Source organism: uncultured Litoreibacter sp. (genome assembly GCF_947487515.1).
GTDB lineage: Bacteria > Pseudomonadota > Alphaproteobacteria > Rhodobacterales > Rhodobacteraceae > Litoreibacter.
In genome coordinates this window covers 760,642-782,484 of sequence record NZ_CANKWO010000002.1, presented here as the reverse complement: position 1 = coordinate 782,484, position 21,843 = coordinate 760,642, and the positions used below count along the sequence as shown (strand labels likewise).

The following is a 21,843-nucleotide window of genomic DNA, read 5'->3' as shown; positions in this document are numbered from 1 at the left end:
CCATTAGTGACGCCAGTGGGACACCTCTCCCCAACGAGAGGCAATTATCTGTAAGGGTAGACATTATGACTACGACACAACCGGCTGCGAAGCCGACGAATCCTCGCTTCTCTTCTGGCCCATGTGCCAAACCCCCGACATTTGCGCTCGATAAGCTGGCCAACGCCCCATTGGGCCGTTCGCACCGTGCCGCTGTTGGCAAAGCGAAACTGCTTGCCGCCATCGAGACCACCCGCGAGGTACTTGGCGTACCTGCGGACTATAAGATCGGCATCGTACCCGCCTCCGATACTGGCGCCTTCGAGATGGCCATGTGGAACCTTTTGGGTGAGCGCAAGGTCGAGATGCTTGCCTGGGAATCCTTCGGCTCTGGCTGGGTCACCGATGTTGTAAAGCAGCTGAAAATCGACGCGACCGCGACAACTGCGGATTACGGCGAAATCGTCGACTTTGCGCAAGTGAACTTCGACAATGATGTTTGCTTCACTTGGAACGGCACCACTTCCGGCGTGCGCGTCCCGTCCAAAGACGTGATCCCAGCCGACCGCGACGGCCTGACATTGTGCGACGCCACTTCGGCCGCATTCGCAATGGACCTTCCATGGGATCGCTTGGATGTCACTACATTCAGCTGGCAGAAAGTTCTGGGCGGCGAAGGCGGTCACGGTGTGATCATCTTGTCCCCACGCGCAGTTGCGCGCATGGAAAGCTACACTCCTGCATGGCCCCTGCCAAAAATCTTCCGCCTCACCAAAGGCGGCAAGCTGATCGATGGTATCTTTACGGGTGCGACGATCAACACGCCGTCCATGCTGTGTGTTGAGGATTATCTTTTCGCGCTGGATTGGGCCAAGTCGGTTGGCGGCCTGAAAGGGCTGATTGCCCGCGCTGATGCGAACACGGCCGCGATCAACGGCTTCGTGGCTGCGCACGACTGGATCGATTTCCTTGCAACGGACCCTGCCACACGGTCCAACACCTCCGTTTGCTTGAAGTTCACTGACGACCGGATCAAAGACGGTGCGGCATTTGCAAAAGCCATCGCCAAACGTCTGGAAGCCGAGAACGTCGCACTTGATATCGGGGCGTATCGTGACGCGCCTGCGGGCCTTCGCATCTGGTGTGGAGCCACGATCGAGACCGCCGATGTCGACGCGATGCTTCCGTGGCTCGCCTATGCGTTCGAGCAAGAGATTCAAGCTCAGGCATAAGCTGCCTGAGACCTTCCCATTCTACTTATCATAGGAGCTCATCATGGCCCCCAAAGTACTCGTATCCGACAAACTGTCTGAAACCGCCGTCCAAATTTTCCGCGATCGCGGCATCGATGTGGACTTCATGCCCGACCTTGGCAAAGACAAAGATAAGCTGCTGGAACTAATCCCGCAGTATGACGGTCTTGCCATTCGTTCCGCGTCCAAGGCGACAGAAAAACTGATCGCTGCCGCTGACAACCTCAAGGTCATTGGTCGCGCCGGTATCGGTGTTGATAACGTCGACATTCCTGCCGCGTCCAAAAAGGGGATCATTGTTATGAACACCCCGTTCGGCAACATGATCACTACCGCCGAGCACGCAATTGCAATGATGTTCGCCGTAGCACGTCAGATCCCAGAGGCTTCTGCCTCTACCCACGCTGGGAAATGGGAAAAATCGAAGTTCATGGGTGTAGAACTCACGGGCAAAACTCTTGGCGTTATCGGCGCGGGTAACATCGGCGGTATCGTTTGCGAACGCGGCGTTGGCTTGCGTATGAAGGTCATCGCGTATGACCCCTTCTTGTCCGAAGAACGCGCCGACAAGCTGGGCGTCACCAAGGTTGAGCTGGACGAATTGTTCGAGCGTTCCGACTTCATCACTTTGCACGTTCCAGCCACTGACAAAACACGCGGCATGATCTCGGCCGAGAATATTGCCAAAATGAAGGACGGCGTTCGCATCATCAACTGTGCCCGTGGCGGCTTGGTGGATGAAGCTGCTTTGGCCGACGCGCTGAAGGCTGGCAAAGTTGCAGGTGCTGCCTTTGACGTGTTCGAAGTAGAGCCCGCAAAAGACAGCCCGTTGTTCAACCTGCCAAATGTTGTCTGCACTCCGCACCTTGGTGCCGCAACAACAGAGGCGCAGGAAAACGTGGCCCTGCAAGTGGCAGAACAGATGTCAGACTACCTGTTGACAGGCGCCGTGACCAACGCGCTAAACATGCCGTCTGTGACTGCCGAAGAAGCCAAGGTTATGGGCCCATGGGTCAAGCTAGCCGAGCACCTCGGCGCCTTTATTGGTCAAATGACCGACGAAGTGATCAAGGAAATCCAGATCACCTACAACGGCAACGTGTCCCAGATGAACCTAGAGGCGCTGAACTGCGCAGGTGTGGCTGGCATCATGAAGGCCACCAACCCAGACGTGAACATGGTGTCCGCTCAGGTCATCGCCAAGGAGCGTGGCGTTAAGATATCGACGACCACTCAAGATAAGTCCGGCGTGTTCGACGGCTACATCAAACTGAACGTTGTCACTGACAAGCGCGAACGCTCCATTGCTGGGACCGTCTTCTCGGATGGCAAACCACGTTTCATCCAGATCAAAGGCATCAACATCGACGCCGAGATCGGGGAGCACATGTTGTATACAACCAACGAAGACGTGCCGGGTATCATCGGGACATTGGGTCAGATGATGGGCGAGAACGGCGTCAACATCGCGAACTTTACCCTTGGGCGCGAAGCCGCTGGCAAAGGCGCGATTGCGCTTTTGTATGTTGATGCTCCGGTTGCTGCACCGATCCTGCAAAAGCTGTCCGATACAGGCATGTTCAAGCAAGTGAAGACACTTCGCTTCGACGTCGCTTAAGCCAACTGGAAAGTTCTGATTTGCGCCGCTGCCCTATTCGGGGTGGCGGCGTTTTCATGTGGATCAGTCTTTGCGGATAACGCCGGTTATGGCCGCAGCCCCCAGCGCGGTAACGATCCATCCGATCGACTTGGCGAACCACCGAACCCACCAAGCAACCTTACCCAATGGTGACCGCGAGGTTGAAGGCGCCCACGCAGTTTCCTGACCAAAGACCACCAGCGGAACCACCACATCCGCGGCATATGCGAAGGCGTTAAAGGTTTCCCAGTCTTGCCCGCCTTGGCCCCGCGACGACCAGAAAGCCGCTGGGTTTTCTGCATGGGTTTTAGTGGCATCAATCCAGTCTTTTGACACCAGTATGGGGGCTGCGTTCGGGGTCATATCCCCTGCATTCCACGTACTTTGGAAGAACACGCCAAGACCGATGATCAGCGCCACAGCTATGATCACCGCACGCCCAGGCCTGTAGCCGTACCCAATCGACCAGCGCAAGAAGTCGTCAAAGAACCGCGACAATCCACGCCAGATGATCGACCCGCCACGCGCTTTCATCAGCTGGCGGTTCTCGGCGCGAAGCAGGCGTTCTTTGCGCATAAGAACCGAACGCGCATCATTGCGGTGCCCTAGTATCTGCAGCACATAGGCAAGCTGCTCATAGGGTTGTGAGGTGAAGGGCATATCCTCTGGCTTGCGCGCCAGCCAGTCTAGTCGCGCGTTTATATTTGTCTCTGCATGTCGGGAGAAGTCAGTGTATCGAAAGCCATCTAGGCGAATGGGATACGCCGCCCCCGGCCCGACAGGCTCATCGCGAAAACGCGCGACCTCTGCCCCCGCCAAATTTACTATGCCGTGCGAAATCTGATTGTCAGCCAGATAGAAAATGCCATTGATCTTTGCCCGCGCAAGGCTCAACGCCATATCGCGCCCGTGTTCCTCGGTGGGGTCAAAAACTGGCGCCGCGCTGATCGGGTCCTGCGGCAGGCGAATAGAGGTGTTGGTCAGGAAGAAGTCGTGCTCTACCCGCGCTGAGGAAAAGAACAACATCCCCGTGGTGTGCAGCTCTGTCACGCTCTCGGAGTAAGGGTAATTGCCCAAAAACACCGACCCTTCAACTCGTAAAGACGGGGCAAACACAGCATCTTGGCTCGGGCTATCGATCGACGCATCGCAAATCTGTAGATCACCGCTGATCCGAGCGCCCGCAAGCGAAATCTCTCCCTTTATCGTGGTCTTGGCCCGAATGTAGACAGACCCCGAGAAAGACGCATTATCCGCGGACACGCCGGTTAACCGACAGGCCGACAAATGCAGCCCGCGCAGGCGCGCATTCACAAGGTTTATTGGGGTGCCAATATGGCAATGAGACAACGATATGTCGCGCTCGCAGTCGCATCCCTGCAAGTCTAGCGTCCCAGTGATCCATGCCCCGCGAAGACGAATGCCCTTGTCATGCAGGTTGTCGAAGCGCAGCAGCAAGTTGCGGATCAATTCGGCGCGGATCACGCATTCTGTAGCGTCTGATTGGGGGATATCGCCATCTCCGACACTTGTGCGCTCGGGGTTGGCGGCGTCATCAATAAGCTTTTGTTCAGCTTCGGAGAACGGGGCAAATACATCAAAAGATTTCATGCGGCGAACGTTGCACGGCGCACCGTGCCAAGCAAGCCGCAGTCACCAATTCAACTGGGACAAAAAGGACTCAATCGCGCGTCACATCGGGGCCGTGGGGTTTACAGCTGAACATTCTCCATGGCCCTTAGCTGTCATGAGCAAACGATTTCTTCCCTATTGGGTGTCCTTCGGCATTCTTCTCGCCACCGCCACAACGCTTTTGTGGATGGGACGTGTTCCAATCTGCAAATGCGGCACGATCAAACTGCTGCATTTGGAAACCATGACCTCCGAAAACTCCCAGCACATGATGGATTGGTACACGCCGTCCCATCTGCTTCACGGGTTCATTTTCTACTTTGTGCTTTGGGTGCTGGCGCGGCGCATCGATATCGGCTGGCGCCTTTCTATAGCCACGGCAATCGAAGCCGTTTGGGAAATTCTGGAAAACACCGACGCCGTAATCAATCGCTACCGCGAAGTCACCATTGCGCTGGATTACTACGGCGATAGCGTGCTGAATTCCGTCTGTGACATCCTCGCGATGTGGGTGGGGTTTTGGCTATCAAGGCGGCTGCCCGTCTGGGTCAGCGTCGCCATCGTTATCCTTGCGGAGGTCATCGTCATGTCAGCCATTCGCGACGGCTTGGCCTTGAATGTCATCATGCTGCTTTACCCGTTGGACGTGATCCGCGATTGGCAGGCGGCGGGCTAGACCTGATAATAGTCGCGGTACCATTCTACAAACCGCGCCACGCCAGTGCGCACGTCGGTTTTCGGCTGGTATCCGGTCAACCGTTTTAACAGATCCGCCTGCGCCCAAGTTGCGGGCACGTCTCCGGGCTGCATATCCATGAAGTTTTTGGTGGCCTCTTGGTCCAACGCAGCCTCGATTGCCTCGATGAATGCCATCAGCTGAACCGGTTCTCCGTTGCCGATGTTGACCGCACGCCAAGCCGCAACTTCTGACAGGCTGTCCCCGTCTTCGATGTCATTTGCGTCATCTGGGCGGACGGGTGGCGTATCAATGAGCAAACGAATGCCTTCCACCAAATCGTCAATATAGGTGAAGTCGCGGCTCATATCGCCGTGGTTATAGACATCGATTGCCGTCCCGCTCAGCGTCGCTTTGGTGAACTTGAACAAGGCCATGTCAGGACGCCCCCAAGGACCGTACACGGTGAAAAACCGAAACATCGTGATCGGCAGGTCGTAGAGGTGAGAATAGGAATGAGCCATTGCTTCGTTGGCTTTTTTGGTCGCGGCATAGAAGCTCATCTGCGTGTCGACCTTATGTGTTTCCTCATAGGGCATGACCGTGTTGGCGCCATAGATCGACGACGTGGACGCCATAAGCAGATGCGAACAGGGATGCGCGCGCACGGCCTCCAACACGTTGAAGGCGCCGATCAAGTTTGCATCAACATAGGCGCGCGGGTTTTCAATGGACCAGCGCACACCGGCTTGCGCTGCGAGATGCACAACGACATCGGGCTTGTGTTCGGACATGATATCCATGACCAACCCGTCGGTTTCCAGCAATCCCTCAATTGGAGTAAAATTTGAAGATTGGGACAGCATCTGATGGCGGCGTTGTTTCAACGTCACGTCGTAGTAGTCTGTCATGCCGTCAAGACCCACGACTTTGAACCCGTCCGCCAAAAGGCGTGCGGCCACGTGATAGCCAATAAACCCTGCTGATCCGGTTACCAAAGCGGTGCGAGTCATATGCGTCATGATCTGTCCTTTTGTCTGCGCCTCTTCGTCGGTGATTATCTGCGCGGGGTCAAACCGGAAAACGTCGCAGAATTCCGCGCGTCGCTGATTGTCACCCAGTTTTGCTTGCAATTTCGACCCGTGGCGACCAACTGTTGAGCAACCAGTCAAAGGTCCGCGCTCGCATGAATTTTCTAAAATCATTTCTCAAAGGTCAAAAACCCCCAACTCCGAACGAAGAGCCACCGCAGCCACCCGAGGCGACTCCTCTTGATCGGCCCAACCCCGAAACACCGCATTTCATTGTTGGGGATCTGCATGGCGCGCTTGACCTGCTGGAACATATTTTGGAACAGATCGATCATGTGATCGGCAATCTGGATCTTCCCGATCCCAAGCTGGTTTTTGTCGGAGATTACATCGACAAGGGCCCGTCCAGCGCAGCGGTTTTAAAGCGGTTGCATGAATTGGCCACCGAGTTTCCAGAAAATGTCACCTGCATTTTGGGCAACCATGAGCAAATGATGCTCGACTTTATGGAAGCCCCCGAAGCCCGTCACGCCCGTTGGTTTCGCAATGGTGCCGCCCAAACGCTTGCCAGTTTTGGCATTGAATTGCCCGTGGAAGCCGAATGGGCCGCCACCTCCAATGCGATTGCCATGGCTTTGCGCGGCCAACTTGGTGACGCGATGGAGGACTGGCTGCGAGCGCTGCCCGCATCCGTGCGGTCAGGCAATTTGATGATCGCCCACGCAGGGGCTGATCCGGCACGCGCCGTGAGCGACCAATCCCCTCGCGTTTTACTTTGGGGGCATCCCGAATTTTTGACACGCGTTCGGACTGATGGCCAATGGATCGCCCATGGCCACACCCCGCAAGAACAAGCCACCTGTACCGAGGGTCGCATTTCACTAGACACCGGCGCATTCTCAACCGGCTGCCTGACTGCGGCCGTCGTTCTGCCCGATGGAACAGTGGAATTCCTGCAAACCCTGCAACCCCGAGTGGCAACGTAACGTCACCACTTCCATCGGCGCAAATTAGGCTAAGGTCGCCCCGACACATACGGAGGACCTCAAATGTCACAGATCATGATCCTAAGCGGCGCACGCACCGCAGTTGGCACTTTTGGCGGCGCATTGGCGGGGACTCCGCCGATCGAGCTTGGGGCAACCGTTTCTCAGGCCGCAATGGAGCGCGCTGGCGTTGACCCGTCCCAAATCGGACATGTAGCCTTTGGCCATGTCATCAACACCGAGCCGCGCGATATGTATCTGTCTCGTGCAGCCGCCATGCAGGCCGGCATCCCAGACACCGTCCCCGCCATGAATGTGAACCGGTTGTGTGGCTCCGGCGTGCAGGCGATTGTGTCTGTTGTTCAGTCCTTGATGTTGGGCGACGCGGAATTTGGTCTTGCCGGTGGTGCTGAAAGCATGAGCCGCTCTCCCTACATTTTGCCGCAAACGCGATGGGGCCAGAAGATGGGGGATGCTCCGGCGCAGGACATGATGCTCGGGGCGCTCAATTGCCCCTTCGGCACAGGTCCCATGGGCATCACCGCCGAAAATGTTGCCTCCGAGCATAGCATATCCCGCGAGGCACAAGATGCCTTCGCACTGGAAAGTCAGTCTCGCGCCGCCCGTGCCATTGAGGCGGGATATTTCAAAGCAGAGATCGTACCGGTTGAGGTCCGCGTGAAGCGCGACAAGGTGGCCTTTGACACTGATGAACACCCCAGAGCCACATCACTAGAAGCCCTGTCGGCACTGCGCACGGCGTTCCAAAAAGATGGCACCGTAACCGCTGGCAATGCGTCTGGGATAAACGACGGCGCGGGCGCAATTGTAATGGCGACAGAGGCTGCTGCAAAGGCGTCCGGTCTAACTCCCCGTGCCCGCATCATCGGCTATGCTCACGCCGGTGTGCGCCCTGAAGTTATGGGCATCGGTCCCATACCAGCGGTTCAGAACTTGCTAAAACGCACAGGCCTGAAGGTTCAGGACTTTGACGTGATCGAATCCAACGAAGCCTTCGCTGCACAAGCCTTGGCCGTGTCGCAGGCGTTGGAACTGGATCCGGCGAAAGTGAACCCGAACGGCGGCGCGATCGCACTTGGCCATCCTGTCGGGGCCACCGGCGCAATCATCACCGTAAAGGCCCTGCATGAGCTGGAACGCATCGGCGGCTCCAAGGCGCTGGTCACCATGTGTATTGGTGGCGGACAAGGTATTGCGTTGGCATTCGAGCGGGTCTGATCATTCAATGAATAGGGTCGTGCCCGCTGCTCGACCGTTGGCGTCAATGATCCGGACATGCAAAAATCCGCGCCCCTTAGGGGTGAGCTGCGCCTGACGGTCCCAGCTATTTGTCAGTACCGGCGCCCCGTCTTGCAGCCATGTGAAGGGCGGCGCCCCATCCCTGATTTGCACCGTCACGACGCCGCCGGTATGCGCAACCCGCGCCCCATTTGGGGGAAAGGCCACCTTGGGGTGGTCATGCGCCACCCCGCGTTGCTCTGCGCGACTGGTGAATCTTTGCAAAGGTTGCGGCAAATTTGCGTTGCCCAGCAATAGCACGTCGCGTGGCGGTGCTGGCAGTGGGATGCTGCGCCCCTTTAGCCGCTCAAACGCCTGAAACATCAATGGGGCCGCGTGTTCCCCGCCGAATGCCCCCGGAACCGGCGTGCCATCCGCCCGCCCCATCCAAACACCGACAACATGCTGGCCGTCATAGCCCATCGCCCAAGCATCGCGATGCCCGTATGAGGTTCCCGTTTTGAAGGCTATGTTCTTGTCCCCTGCCAAACTTGGGCGAGGTACGGTTTTCAAAATATCCCCGATATACCAACTGGCTTTCTGACTTAGAATTGGAGGGATCTCGGCAGATCTTTCATCCGTCGCGGATAAGGGTTTCGCACCAACAGGATGCGCAAGTATCGCATATAACTGCGTCAACTCAGCAAGGCTCAACCCCATTCCACCAAGGGCTGTGGCCAAGCCTGCTTGCCCGCCCGGAACCTGCGGTGACAGCCCTGCATGCTTGAGTTTTGCGATCAAATTTGCGGGGCCCAGTCGGTCGAGCAGACTGACCACCGGCAGGTTAAGCGAGGATTGTAGCGCCTCGCGCACAGGGATATCGCCTCTAAACCGGCCATCGAAATTTTGCGGGGCGTAGGAACCGAACTGCATAGGCCGGTCTGACATGATGGTTTCGGGGTGAACGAGACCCTTATCAAATCCCATGGCATAAATAAGCGGCTTCAATGTCGAACCCGGTGATCTTGGAACGCGGGTCATATCAATGAAGCCTCCGCGCTTGTCATTGGCGTAACTGGTCGAGCCGATTGACGCCACTATTTCCCCCGTTGTGTGATCAGCCACGACCATCGCCACAGACAGATGTTGACCACCCCCACGCACAGCGGCAGCGGCAAGCTGCTCCAGCTTTGATTGCACCTGCTTGTCCAAGGTCGAGCGAACCCTTTGGCCACCCTCTTGACGCAAACGCTCGGTCATATGCGGGGCCAGTTTTGGAAAGTCACGCCGCACGGCCTTTAACGGGGCGCCTTGCTGCAGTTCTACTTTCAGGGCTTTGGCACGGACAAGGCGCGATAACACACGGTCACGTGCGGTCTGAGCGGCCTTGGGGAAGCGGTCTGGCCGCCGCGCTTCTGGCGATTGGGGCAATGCTATCAACAAGCCGGCTTGCGAGGGCGTCAAACGACGCGGCTCCTTTTGGTAATAGGCCAAACTTGCAGCACGAAGCCCTTCGAGGTTGCCGCCATAGGGCGCCCGCGCAAGATAAAGCGATAGGATTTCGTCTTTGGTCAGGTGCCGTTCCAACGCAATCGCCAGCCGGATTTGACGCAGTTTTCCGCCCCATGATCCGGTGCCGCTTTCTTCCAAAAGGCGGGCAACCTGCATGGTTAGGGTCGATCCACCCGACACAATTTTTCCGTTTCGCAGCCCTTGTGCAGCAGCGCGCATCATTGCAATCAGATCAACGCCCGAGTGGGCATAAAACCGTTTGTCTTCGTAACGGATCAGCAGACGCAGAAACTCTGGGTCGACATCCGCCACGGAGGCGGACAAACGCCAGCGATCATCGCTGGTTTGGAAAGCCCGTAGCAATGCGCCGTGCCGATCCAAGACCTCCACACTGGTTTCAATCGCCAAGACAGGCAGCTTTGTGCGGTCAATCCATCCGTCAAACTGATCCCGCCCTAGCGCCGCCACCCACAAAAGCACAGCCGCAACGCCCAATATGCGCGACATGGGGATCATTTAGGGCAGAACCTGTATTCGGCCTTCATCCGTTTGAGCACGGTAGATCGGGCGGTACATATCCTCCACGCTGGCGGCAGGGTGATGATACTCCCCTGGGGCTACCGCCCGCAAAATATAGGCCAGCTGAAAGTCGCTGGTGCCCAAATGGTCGACAGCTGCAAGGAACCTGTCCTCACGGAACTCTGTATTTCGCACATTCGCATCCGTCTTCAACCACGCAAGTGATTTGACGTCGCCACTGCGCAGAAGGTTCGGGTTATCGATTTCGAACCCCGCGGGCAGAGGGTCGTTCACCATCAACCGCGCCTCGCCGGTGGCAAGCGGCGTGACAGTTAACACGGCGACCAGTCGCATACCTGTGGTCACCTGAGACGCATCAACGGCCTTCCCCTCTAGGTCATAATATTCGCGTGAGATGCGGTAGCCATGCCCACCGGCGGCAACCGGTTCATCGGACACGCCAAATGCGGTAAGCGTCACGACCGTTTCGGACTGCGAGGTGTTTGTGACGCGAACAGGCGTGGCCGCCGTGTCTTCCAGCACCTTCACAAGCGGCCCGTCAACAGGCGTGCCGTTTAGCGTCAGCGCAGCATCTGGTCGCCCGATCAACGCATTCGCCGCCAGCAAGGTCCAAACAGATTCCTGCGTAGAGCGCCCAACGGTGTCACCCACCGTGGGCGCAATTCTTGCCCCCAAAGTATCGATGTCCAACACATTTGACCCCGCTTCAACGGCAAGTGTCAGCACGGCCGCCGTGTCCCGCAAATCTGTCCCATAGTCATCGCGCCAGACCTGTGACGTCTGCGCTGGCCTGTTCAACAAATCCGATGCACGGCCAAATAGGGCGTCGGCGCGTCTGGAATCGCCGTAAGACGCCAATGCGGCCCCCAACTGAGCGACGGATAATGCCGTAGAAAACGACCCAACCTTGGTGTCGGCATAGTAGCGCAGATCAGCAATTGACGCGGCCCCTTCGCGCGCCAGAACAAGCATCGCATAGGCCAAACCTTCGCCGCCTTTCTCGAAATCCGGCGCGCTGTTTACTGCGTTTCGAAGATTGTCCAAGGCCTGACGGAACGCAACATCCGGCACGACATACCCCTGAGATTTCGCGCGACTTAGAAAATCTGTGACATAGGAATCCAACCATAGATCGCCGCGTCCGGGGCGCCATAGGCCGAACGACCCGTTTGACGCTTGGTTGGTCAACACCAATGCAATGGACTGATTTATCCGCTCCGAGATGCCATTGCGGTTGTTCAACCCCATCGCATCAGCAACTTGATCCAAATACAGCAGCGGCAACGCCTTGGAGGTCACCTGCTCGGTGCACCCATAGGGGTAGTGATCCAACGCATTCAGAAGCCCCGGCACGTCAAATCGCGCCAAAGGCCCCGCGGCAAGGGTGATCGAACTTGTCCCCTCCTTGAAGCCGGCAAAGGCATTGTCGTCCAAGGTGAGCGTCTCGCCAGAGTTCAGCGCAAATTGGCTGCGACGCTGAATGACCGGATCATTCCTACGCAGCTCAATCCTATGGGTTTGCTCCAGCTTGCGACCATCAGGCAGCGTAAGCGCCACATCCACCAGCACGGCATCCCCGCCGGTTGCCTTGAACGGCAATGACAAACGCGTGGTGCCTTTTTCTGTCACCGAAACGGTCTTCGGCACCTCTTGCAAAAGTTGCGAACCAGTGGTGGTCACAGAAAGTGGCATATCCCCTGTTGGCCCCTCCGCATGAACGATTTCCAGCATCAGCTGACTGCTGTCATCCGGAGCCATGAACCGAGGCAAGGTAGCCGCCACCACGACAGGGTCTCGTACCAGAACTTCAGCATTGGCCTCGCCCACCCCGTCTTTCGACCAAACAACCGCCATCAGTCGAACTGCGCCGTTGAACGCTGGCAGGTCGAATTCTGTCTCGACGATACCATCCGCCCCAACGCGCAACGGACCACTGACATAGGCCACAAGATCTTCCGTCGGAGGTGGGGACTTGGCCCGCAATTGCGCCCCCGCGTCACCACCCGACCGCACGGACCCCAGCGCCCCAGACGCACCGTCAATCAAGCGCCCGTAGACATCACGAATACCAACCCCCAGTTTGCGTTGCCCAAAGTAATGGTCAGAGGCCTGCGGCGGAGTAAAACCGGTTAAATTCAGAATTCCCTGATCCACCGCAGCAATCATGGCGTAGGTTTCCTGATCGGCGTTCTCGACGTTTAGGCGCGCGGTTAATGGCCCGCGCGGCGCAGATTCCCCAGTCGTTTCAAAACGGGCCCGAAGCTTCGCATCTTCGGGGTCGATTGCAGCATGGGCCAGCCCCAAAGCGCGTGCGGGATTTTGCCCGCCCGCTGCATCCATCGGGCGTAGCACAGACGCCGACACATAGGCCCCCTTGCCCCAGCTATCCGTCACAGGAAGGGATATCAGATTTTCGCCCTGTACGACCTCCATGGCCTTCATATCAATCAAACGGTTCGACATCACCGTGACCAAGCCCGTTCCCGCATAGCGTGATACAATACGCAAAGTCGCCGTATCACCTGCGCGGTATTGCGTTTGGTCCAAAGAGGTTTCCAATAGGTCGGGCGTTTGGGTTGCGTTCGCACTTGCGTACCACCCTGCTTGGAACTTCATCGACGTCGCAACATAGGGGCCATCGGTGCGTTCTACCTTGATTTCATATTCGCCCCATTGCACCGGTGCAGCGACCTTCAGCGGGTCACCGGCTGTCAAAGTCACCTCTCCTGATGCCACCCGACTGCGGCTTGTCACCTTATCCCAGTGCCAGTTCCCGTAGTTGGAATACCATTGGTAATCGGTTCTGATACGGTTCACGGTCCAGCGCACTTGCATATCCTGCCGCGTCAAATCAGGCCCAAGAGCAATGAGATCGAAGCTGGCGACATCATTTTCTGCAACGACGCCATCAAACTCCGGCTTAACCCCGATTACCGGCTTATCCAGCAACAAAGGTCGGGTAATGCGACGCTCTATCGGGCGATTAGATCCTTCCCGCACGCGTGCGGTGATTTGCGCCTCCAGGGGCTGCATGACTTCGCTCAAGTCGGGTATTTTTAGGGAAGCCGTTGCAAATCCCGCAGCATCCGTTCGCACATCCGAGGCAAAACCGCTGCGTAGGGCGTGAAACGGGCTGTCGTGGCGACCAAAGCGAAACCCAGAGAACCCGTCCAGCGAGGTGGCCGCCTTCAAGGTCATGTCCCCCTCCACCGCTAGATCGGCACCCGGTGCACCGAAAAGATAGCGCGCTTCGATCCCCAACTCAGGTGCTGCGCGGCCTGACACGATTGGGCCTTCGGGCAAAGTTAGTGTCGCGTCGATACGCTCCGGCAGGAAATCCTCGACCAGCAAGTTCTGGGACGACAACGCCGGAGCGTCAGGATCAGCAAAAACCGCCAAACCCCAAGTTCCGCGCGGGACCTCGGCCCCCAATGGCATGGAAAACAGGCGGCCCCCTGCACCAGCGTCCGCCGCGGTCATTCGTGCGTATTCTACACCGTCAGGTCGCGTCAAAACAGCTGTCAGAGACAGGCCTTCAATCGCGCGTGCGACGTTGTCTCGCGCCAACACCAGCGCACTGATGGTCTCGCCCGCGCGATATGCGCCCCGTTCCGTTGTGACAAACAGATCGACCGGTTTGGCGGGCGGATGCCCCTCTACGCCACGATCGGACAGGTCGAACTCAGGATCGCGCAGGGACAAGAACGCAAAATCATCCCCCTTTTGCACTGTCAGCAACCCTGGTGAGGCCGCGCCCACACCTCGGGTCAATCCGGCGTCAAAGCGGGCATACCCCTGAGCGTCGGTTTCTTGTGTATCCAGCACTTCATTGGCACGCGAGATCAACGAAACGGTCACGCCCTCCTTAGCCGCCACATCCGACAATCCGCGCACGAAGACATGCATCCCATCGGTGCCTTCCAGACTTGTCAGCCCCAAGTCGCTGATCACGAACCACTGGGTGGCAGGGGTCGCATCATCTGCCCCTGCCACCGAGGCTTGCAACGCGTAAACACCGGGGGTCATCTCTCCGACGATATCGGCAATCGGCAAACGGGTGGTCACATCCTCATTCAGCGCAGTTTCAACGTCCCCCTGACCCGTCCAAACTTCAACTCCCATCGCCCGACGGAATTCGCGCTCTGCGTAGTAGCTTAGGGGTTTGGCGAAGAAATCATTCTGCATCGTGCGAAGGATGTTGCGGTCCGAGACCTTATAAAGCGTCAAATCCAAAACATCGGTGTTCACCGCCACCACAGGCAAGGCCGCCGCACCACTGCTGGGCAGAATATATGCCCGCCCGTTGAACCGCACCGACGGCGAACGGTCGCGGACATATTGCGTAATCTCCACCCCCTTTTGCAGGGCTTCACCGGATTTGGCCGGCAAACCTTGGCGTAGGGTGAAGCTATAGCGTTCCCCATGCGTCAACCCGCCAACACAAAGCTGCCGGTTCTGGGCCTCTACGCTGATGCCGGAAATTTGAGACTGTACATATGGGCTATAGTCGATGGTTTTCGACAGCTCCTCAGAGAATGCGACACAAATGCGTGGCTCTCTTGAGTTGCTTTCCACTTCTGTCTCGGAAACCCGAAATCCGAATAGACGAACCGCACGGCTTAATGCGCGGGCTGTGTCGTCGCGTGGGTGCAGTGACTGGGCCAAACGCAAGGGCGCAATCATGTCACGGCCACGGCTATTCTGCTCCAGCGCATCTGCCATCAAAGTAAGGGCATTGACGGACAGGGCGGGTGTGGTAGCGCGCAGATAGGCGTTCACCGACGCTGATAGATAGATACGATTGTACTTCCGGCGGTTGCCCGTGGTTGCCTTGGCATGTGCGGCGGCGTCACGGGCAAAGCTTTCCCATAGGTCGGATTGATCAGACAATGTCAAAGCCGCCCCTGCGAACCGCATGGCCTTGAGCGGCTTGCCTTCGTCGCGCGCATGCGCTGCTGCGTCGAGATATTGATCCAGCGTGTAGGCATTGGCGACATAGCTGCGCGACATGTTTGACGCTTGTTCAAATGCTGCGCGGATGTCCCGATCGCTGATAAAGCCCGCCTTGGCGCGCTGCGTCTGCGCCGTCAGCAATTCTTGCGACGTTGCATCTGTCACCTTGGCTGAAACCGCCCCCTCAAAAGGCACGGATTGGGTGGTGTCGGATTTAGGGAAGCAAGCGTTAGATTTGGTATTGAAGGTGAAGGCTTTGCACGCCGGATTACTAAGGCAGGTCCGCGTGCAGGTTTCTAGTGTCGTGTCGAAGATATTCGTTAGATCACTGCCATAGAAGTCCATGTTTTTCGAAACGCTCATGCGGCGCTCGGGGATCAACCCCTGTGCAAATGCCATGCTGGTAGACGCCACAAACATCAGCGTTGCCGAAAAAATGCGAACCGCCATACCAAACCTCTTTTGTAAAATCACATGAAGCGTCGCACAGACAATATGAGTCGGGCAAGGTGGTTGCGTTAAGTGGGTCTTCACCAAGTTCGGCAAATCTATGCAGAGCTGCGCGATATTTTGATTCGAGGACAATGGAACACTCAAGGGCGAATGAAGACCTGATGCTGGAACGCCGCGCGCGTTTAGCGGCGGAGCGTCTGTTGGATCAAAAGCAAGCAGAGCTAACGGCTGCCAATCGCAAGTTGTCTGCCCACGCGTTGAACCTGTCTGGTCAGATTGTCGATCAACGGCGGGTGGTCGAAGAGCTTGAAGGTCAAAATACCCGCGTGGTGAAAGATCTTGTGGCCGCCAACCATAAAGTCGTCGCGGTGGAACGCCTGCTTTGGGATGCGATCGACACCATTCATGACGGGTTTGCGCTATTTGATGCCAGCCGCAACCTGATCGCTGCAAACCCCCCCTATTTGGCTGCATTTGAAGGCGCAGGCGACGTCGGGCCTGGCACCAATTTTTCAGAAATTTTGGATCTTTGCATCGATGAGGGGATTGTCGATCTTCGTGATCAAGGCGCAGACGACTGGTATGAAATGATGCTTGCGCGCTGGTCGAACTCCAAGATTGAGCCGATCACCCTTCGGTTTTGGAATGGCATCTACGTCAAAATGGTAGATCGGCGGACCTCAGATGGCGGTGTCGTGTCGTTGGTCCTCAACATCACGGATAGCATTCTAAAAGAGGGCGAACTGCGCGATGCCCGCGACAAAGCTCAAGCTGCGGACCGTGCTAAATCTGCCTTCCTTGCGAAAATGAGCCATGAGTTGCGCACTCCGATGAACGGGGTCGTGGGCATGGCCGATCTGCTGCTTGAAAGCCCTCTGGATGAAGAAGGAACTCTTTACGCTCAAACAATCCGAAACTCTGGCGAGGCCCTGCTAGAGATCATCAACGACGTTCTGGATTTCTCCAAGATCGAAGCAGAAAAGATTTTGTTGAAACCTGCGCCGTTTGATCTGGAACGGCTGGTGCAAGACGTAGGATTGATTGTTGATCCAACCGTCACGCAAAAGGGTCTGGATTTCCAGATCGACTATGATCAATTCCTGCCCGCTGAATTTGTTGGCGATGCCGGACGCATTCGGCAAGTTTTGACCAACCTCGTCGGGAATGCAGTTAAGTTCACCGATGAAGGCTATGTCTTGGTTCGGGTCGTGGGGGTTGTGAATGATGCGGAGCAAAACTGCCAACTCCATATCACCGTCGAAGACAGCGGCCTTGGCATTGATGAAGATATGATCGAACACATCTTTGGTGAATTCAATCAGATCGAAGACGAAGCAAACCGCAAGTACGAAGGCACCGGCTTGGGTCTATCGATCAGCCACAAGCTGGTTGAGCAAATGGGGGGTGAAGTCTGGATCAGTAGCGTCAAGGGCGAAGGGGCGTGCTTTGGGTTCAAGATCACCCTGCCCTTGGTGGCGGAGGCCGACATGGGCTCCGCGGTGCTGCCCGCGGGCATCCATCGGGCCCTCGTTATCGAACCCAACGCGATGGACTTGGATATTCTGACGCGGCAGATGGAATTCTTGGGCCTGACATTCGCGGCCTTGCCCAATGTGGACGCCGCCACCAAGGACATCGATCCCGACATCGTATTTGTCGGCCTTCAGCGTGAATTGGGCGATGGTGGGGGGGCGATCGAAACACTGCGCTCTTTGTTTGGGGACACTCCCATTGTTGCCATGACCACACCTGCGATCCCCGTCAAATTGCCGTCAGGCATCGCGACGCTCAGCAAACCCTTCAAGCGCGAGGACCTGTTTAGCAGCATCACCGAAGCCGCAAGTTTTGCACCAAAGGCCCCGGAACTTCGTCAATTGCGCCTGTTGGCAGCCGAGGACAACAAAACCAATCAGCTGGTGTTCCGAAAAATGCTGAAGACCCTAACGCTTGATCTTACGCTAGTTGAAAATGGGATCGAGGCTGTTCACGCGTTTAAAAACGGCGAGTTTGACATGGTGTTCACGGATATTTCGATGCCGGAAATGGATGGAATGGAGGCCAGCGCCCGAATTCGGGAAATCGAAGAAGAACGCGGCGCCAACCCTATCCCGATCATCGCTATGACCGCGCATGCCATGGACGGCGATGAGGAACGGATAAAGCAGTCAGGGATAGGTCACTATCTGACAAAACCCCTGAAGAAGGACCAAATTCATGCGATGATCAAAGAGCTCTCTCCTGAGGATACCGACCCGTTTCAGGAATGAATGAAGTCCGCACTGATCCGCATGTGCCCTGTATTGATGCCATTCCAGTTTAGAATTGGCCCATGCATTCGTTTAACCGCCATGGGGTGTTTCGCGTCGAGTGCTCCGTATTTCACAAGCAATGCGGCAATTGCTGCCTCTGCCGCGCGGGTGCCGCCATCGACAATTTTCAGTGCCATGCCTAGGCCCTGCTCGGGCAAAATCGCGACAAACACCGCTTCGGCACCCGTTTTAACGGCCACTTTGCCATCCATTGCGCGCATCAGCTCGGTGCATGCGCGACCTTCACCTGCCACAAGATCAGGATGCATACGCATCGCCTCGACCAATTGTGTCGCTGCTTGCGCCCGTGCGCCCGTTCCCTGCGGTCTTGCCATGCGTGCCATGGCGCGGGCCAACCCTGCGACAGACGTCGAAAAATTCGGGGCAGAACACCCGTCGATCCCGTAGAATTCTGCGGTCTCTCCGGTCATTTCTTCGAAAGAGGCACGCGCCGCAACCTGCACGGGGTGATCGACTTCGCCGTACTCTGACCCTGCGCCCAAATGTTTGTTCAAGGTCAGAAAACCTGAATGTTTGCCCGAACAATTGTTGTGTATCTGGCAAGGCTGCTTGCCTGCGCGCACCAATGCCTCATGCGCGTCCTTATCTGAGGGCTTTTGCGGTCCGCAGCGGAAATCGGAAACACTTAGGCCCAAGTCATTCAGCCACAGCTGCACGCGGTCTGTATGAATGGCCGCCCCCTGATGAGACGCGCAGGCTAGCGCCAAATGCTCGGCCCCCAGCCCATGTGCCGCCGCCGCGCCGCTTTCGATTAAGGGCAACGCTTGCAACATCTTGCAGGACGACCGCGGGTAGATCACCTTTTCGGCATCCCCCCACGATTCCACGATTTGGCCATTTGCATCACATACAACCGCATGCCCCAGATGTTGTGATTCAAGCATATCACCACGCCAGATTTCGACGAAAGGGATGGGTTGTGTCATAGACGCCTCCTAATAAAGCGAAAAACCGCCAATGGGCCTTCCCCAACACATGCATTCTAGGTTATCGTTTGGCAATCGAGATAATAGTGGTGTGTCGACTTTAGTGAATCCGTTAAGGATCGTTCGACGCACAAGAGGCAGAAAAACAGCTGGAGCTGTGAGATACATGAAAAAAATGCTGCAGAGCATGGTCGTAAGCACGGCCCTCGTCTTGGCCACAGGCCCCCTTTCCGCTCAGGAACAGTCAACAAATCGCGTGGCGTCCAAAACGGACTGGAGCGTGTTCGTTGAAGATAATCCAACCCAGTGCTGGATCGTTTCCAGCCCTAAGGAAGTTGTGAACACCAAAGGTGGCCGCGTCGTTGCTGTGACCCGCGGTGATACATTGATGTTCGTTAGCTACTGGCCTGGCGCAGGAAAGCTTGGCGAAGTTTCCTTTACGGGCGGCTACCCTTATCCGGACGGCGCAACCGTTAGCCTGAAAATCGGCGACAGCACATATGAGTTGTTCACCAGCGGCGAAACGGCTTGGGCGCCGACACCAGCAGATGACAACAAGATTATCGCCGCCATGAAACGCGGGGCAAATGCTGTGATCACTGGCGTCTCCAAACGTGGAACGACGACCAAGGACTCCTTCTCGCTCAGCGGCTTTACGGCTGCCCTTGCGGACGCATCCAAGCGCTGCGGCGGATAAATACCTAAAATTTTTCTAAGTTAAGGGATCGGCTGCCAAGGTCCCTTAACACCTCTCATACTAAGACCGGGAAAACCGGCCAATAGGCAGCATCCAATGACCCTGAATTCCAACACCAGAACCATCAGCCTTCCCGTCCAGAAGAAGGCAAACACGGCCGTTCGCCTTTCTCCCGCAGGGTTAAGTGTTGGGACACCGATCATGACCAGTAGCGGCGAACGATTTGTCGAGGACCTGAAATCAGGCGATCGCGTTTTGACCAAAGATCTTGGGATACAAACGGTCAAATGCATCGCATTTCGCGACGTAGACCTGACATCTGCACCTCATAAATCCCCCATCCATATTCCTGCAGGCATCTTTGGAATAGATCGCCCTGCACGAGATTTGTATCTTGCCCCAAATCAACGGATCGCCCTGCGTCATCAAATGTTTGACGTCTTGTTTTCGGCCCGTGAAGTTCTTGTTTCGGCAAAGGATTTGTTAGGCGTGGGAGAGGTTCGCCAAATTCAAGGGCTGCGGGCGGTGACCTATGTTTCCCTAGGGTTTTTGCAAAGCCATCTTTTGTATTGTGGTAACTTGGCTGTCGACCTTGGGCCAAATAATAGCACCACATCCCGCCCTGCCCTTTCCGCCGAGGAGGCCCGTTTGGCGTGTAGCCTTATGCGCCCGCAGGTGATCAAGGCAGAGCATAGCGCAGGTTTCCCTTTGCACTGATATAGTGTATTCGGCGGCGTTCCTGCTTTCAGTGAGGCTCCGATGACATCAACAGCACCGATCACACAAGACTTAGTGACCATTCCCCGCAAGTTGCCTGCCAGCGATCGGGTCAATCTGGTCGGCTTGACTCGTGTTGAACTCCGCGACGCATTGCTTGCAGCGGGGACACCCGAAAAACAGGCAAAGATGCGGACCGGTCAAGTTTGGCAGTGGCTGTACCAAAAGGGTGTGCGCGATTTCGACAGCATGACCAACCTTGCAAAGGACTACCGCGCCCTACTTGCAGAGAAGTTTGAGATAACCTTGCCAGAGGTTGTTACCCGCCAAGTCAGCACCGACGGAACCCGCAAATATCTGGTACGCATCGCAGGTGGTCACGAGGTAGAGGTCGTCTATATCCCCGAAGAAGACCGCGGGACATTGTGCATCTCCAGCCAAGTCGGTTGCACGTTAACTTGTTCATTCTGCCACACTGGCACCCAGAAGCTGGTCCGCAATTTGACCGCTGGTGAAATCATTGGTCAGGTGATGTTGGCGCGTGACGATTTGGGCGAATGGCCCGAGCCGGGTCACAATCCAAATGACGAAGCCAAGCGCAAGTTGTCCAACATCGTACTTATGGGAATGGGCGAACCACTTTATAATTTCGACAATGTGCGTGATGCCATGAAGATCGCGATGGACCCCGAAGGCATCAGTCTTTCCCGCCGTCGGATCACCCTGTCGACATCAGGAGTGGTGCCCGAGATTGCGAAGACCGCACAAGAAATCGGGTGTCTCTTGGCTGTTTCCTTCCACGCCACGACTGATGAAGTGCGCGACACCTTGGTTCCGATCAATAAGAAATGGAATATCGAGGAATTGCTAGCCTCTTTGCGTGCTTATCCCAAAGCCTCCAACAGCGAGCGCATTACCTTTGAATACGTTATGCTGAAAGATGTGAACGACAGCGACGAAGATGCTCATCGATTGGTAGAATTGATCAAAGGCATTCCCGCAAAAATTAATCTGATCCCATTCAACGAATGGCCCGGCGCACCATACGAGCGTTCTTCAAACAACCGTATCAGGGCGTTTTCGGAAATTGTGTATCAGGCAGGATATGCTTCGCCTGTGCGTAAACCACGTGGCGAAGATATTATGGCCGCCTGTGGGCAGTTGAAATCCGCGACCGAGCGGGCGCGAAAATCCCGAAAACAGATTGAGGCCGAAGCCGGCGTCGCAGAGAGCTAAACCCTTAATGCAAAAAAGGCGCCCGATCACTCGGACGCCTTTTT

Annotated in this window: 14 protein-coding genes; 9 read left to right on the top strand and 5 right to left on the bottom strand. The window is 56.4% G+C overall.

From position 1 onward, the window contains the following. Window positions 1–65: 65 nt before the first annotated feature. A complete protein-coding gene (locus Q0746_RS09455; RefSeq protein WP_298259552.1) occupies window positions 66–1,211 on the top strand; it encodes a phosphoserine transaminase in 1,146 nt (381 codons plus the stop codon). Window positions 1,212–1,254: 43 nt separating this feature from the next. After that, entirely contained in the window at window positions 1,255–2,850 is a 1,596-nt protein-coding gene (gene serA, locus Q0746_RS09450) for a phosphoglycerate dehydrogenase (protein ID WP_298259550.1), read from the top strand. A gap of 63 nt (window positions 2,851–2,913) precedes the next feature. Here serA and Q0746_RS09445 read toward each other — a convergent pair whose 3' ends face one another. Next, the gene (locus tag Q0746_RS09445; protein WP_298259548.1) at window positions 2,914–4,482 is read right to left on the bottom strand and encodes a hypothetical protein; all 1,569 of its coding nucleotides are present in this window, start codon (window positions 4,480–4,482) and stop codon (window positions 2,914–2,916) included. Window positions 4,483–4,618: 136 nt separating this feature from the next. On the opposite strand from Q0746_RS09445, the gene Q0746_RS09440 reads away from it, so the two are divergent. Then, window positions 4,619–5,179, top strand: a complete 561-nt coding sequence (locus tag Q0746_RS09440) for a DUF2585 family protein (RefSeq protein WP_298259546.1) — start codon at window positions 4,619–4,621, stop codon at window positions 5,177–5,179. Here the strand turns inward: Q0746_RS09440 and Q0746_RS09435 are convergent. Further along, on the bottom strand, window positions 5,176–6,192 hold the full coding sequence (locus Q0746_RS09435) for an NAD-dependent epimerase/dehydratase family protein (RefSeq protein ID WP_298259730.1): 1,017 nt from the start codon (window positions 6,190–6,192) through the stop codon (window positions 5,176–5,178). The genes Q0746_RS09440 and Q0746_RS09435 overlap by 4 nt on opposite strands. Window positions 6,193–6,365: 173 nt before the next feature. Between Q0746_RS09435 and Q0746_RS09430 the strand changes: the two genes are divergently transcribed. Together Q0746_RS09430 and Q0746_RS09425 are read left to right on the top strand one after the other, a co-directional pair. Continuing rightward, a complete protein-coding gene (locus Q0746_RS09430; RefSeq protein WP_298259544.1) occupies window positions 6,366–7,196 on the top strand; it encodes a metallophosphoesterase family protein in 831 nt (276 codons plus the stop codon). A gap of 63 nt (window positions 7,197–7,259) precedes the next feature. Beyond that, on the top strand, window positions 7,260–8,435 hold the full coding sequence (locus Q0746_RS09425) for an acetyl-CoA C-acyltransferase family protein (RefSeq protein WP_298259542.1): 1,176 nt from the start codon (window positions 7,260–7,262) through the stop codon (window positions 8,433–8,435). Here the strand turns inward: Q0746_RS09425 and pbpC are convergent, their stop codons facing one another. Further along, window positions 8,436–10,454, bottom strand: coding sequence for a penicillin-binding protein 1C (gene pbpC, locus Q0746_RS09420; RefSeq protein WP_298259728.1), 2,019 nt, complete (start codon window positions 10,452–10,454; stop codon window positions 8,436–8,438). It lies immediately after the preceding gene. Between the two features lie 9 nt (window positions 10,455–10,463). Continuing rightward, window positions 10,464–15,890: an alpha-2-macroglobulin family protein gene (locus Q0746_RS09415; RefSeq protein WP_298259541.1), complete on the bottom strand. Its 5,427-nt coding sequence runs from the start codon at window positions 15,888–15,890 to the stop codon at window positions 10,464–10,466. Between the two features lie 134 nt (window positions 15,891–16,024). On the opposite strand from Q0746_RS09415, the gene Q0746_RS09410 reads away from it, so the two are divergent. Beyond that, entirely contained in the window at window positions 16,025–18,160 is a 2,136-nt protein-coding gene (locus Q0746_RS09410) for an ATP-binding protein (protein ID WP_298259539.1), read from the top strand. On the opposite strand, the gene Q0746_RS09405 is transcribed toward Q0746_RS09410, so the two are convergent. Then, window positions 18,151–19,149, bottom strand: a complete 999-nt coding sequence (locus tag Q0746_RS09405; protein ID WP_298259537.1) for an asparaginase — start codon at window positions 19,147–19,149, stop codon at window positions 18,151–18,153. The genes Q0746_RS09410 and Q0746_RS09405 overlap by 10 nt on opposite strands. Window positions 19,150–19,324: 175 nt before the next feature. Here Q0746_RS09405 and Q0746_RS09400 point away from each other — a divergent pair, with 175 nt between their 5' ends. From Q0746_RS09400 to rlmN, 3 genes are all read left to right on the top strand, one after another. After that, a complete protein-coding gene (locus Q0746_RS09400) occupies window positions 19,325–19,846 on the top strand; it encodes an invasion associated locus B family protein (RefSeq protein WP_298259727.1) in 522 nt (173 codons plus the stop codon). Window positions 19,847–19,942: 96 nt separating this feature from the next. Then, a complete protein-coding gene (locus tag Q0746_RS09395) occupies window positions 19,943–20,563 on the top strand; it encodes a Hint domain-containing protein (protein WP_298259535.1) in 621 nt (206 codons plus the stop codon). Window positions 20,564–20,605: 42 nt separating this feature from the next. After that, on the top strand, window positions 20,606–21,799 hold the full coding sequence (rlmN, locus tag Q0746_RS09390; protein ID WP_298259533.1) for a 23S rRNA (adenine(2503)-C(2))-methyltransferase RlmN: 1,194 nt from the start codon (window positions 20,606–20,608) through the stop codon (window positions 21,797–21,799). Window positions 21,800–21,843: the final 44 nt, after the last annotated feature.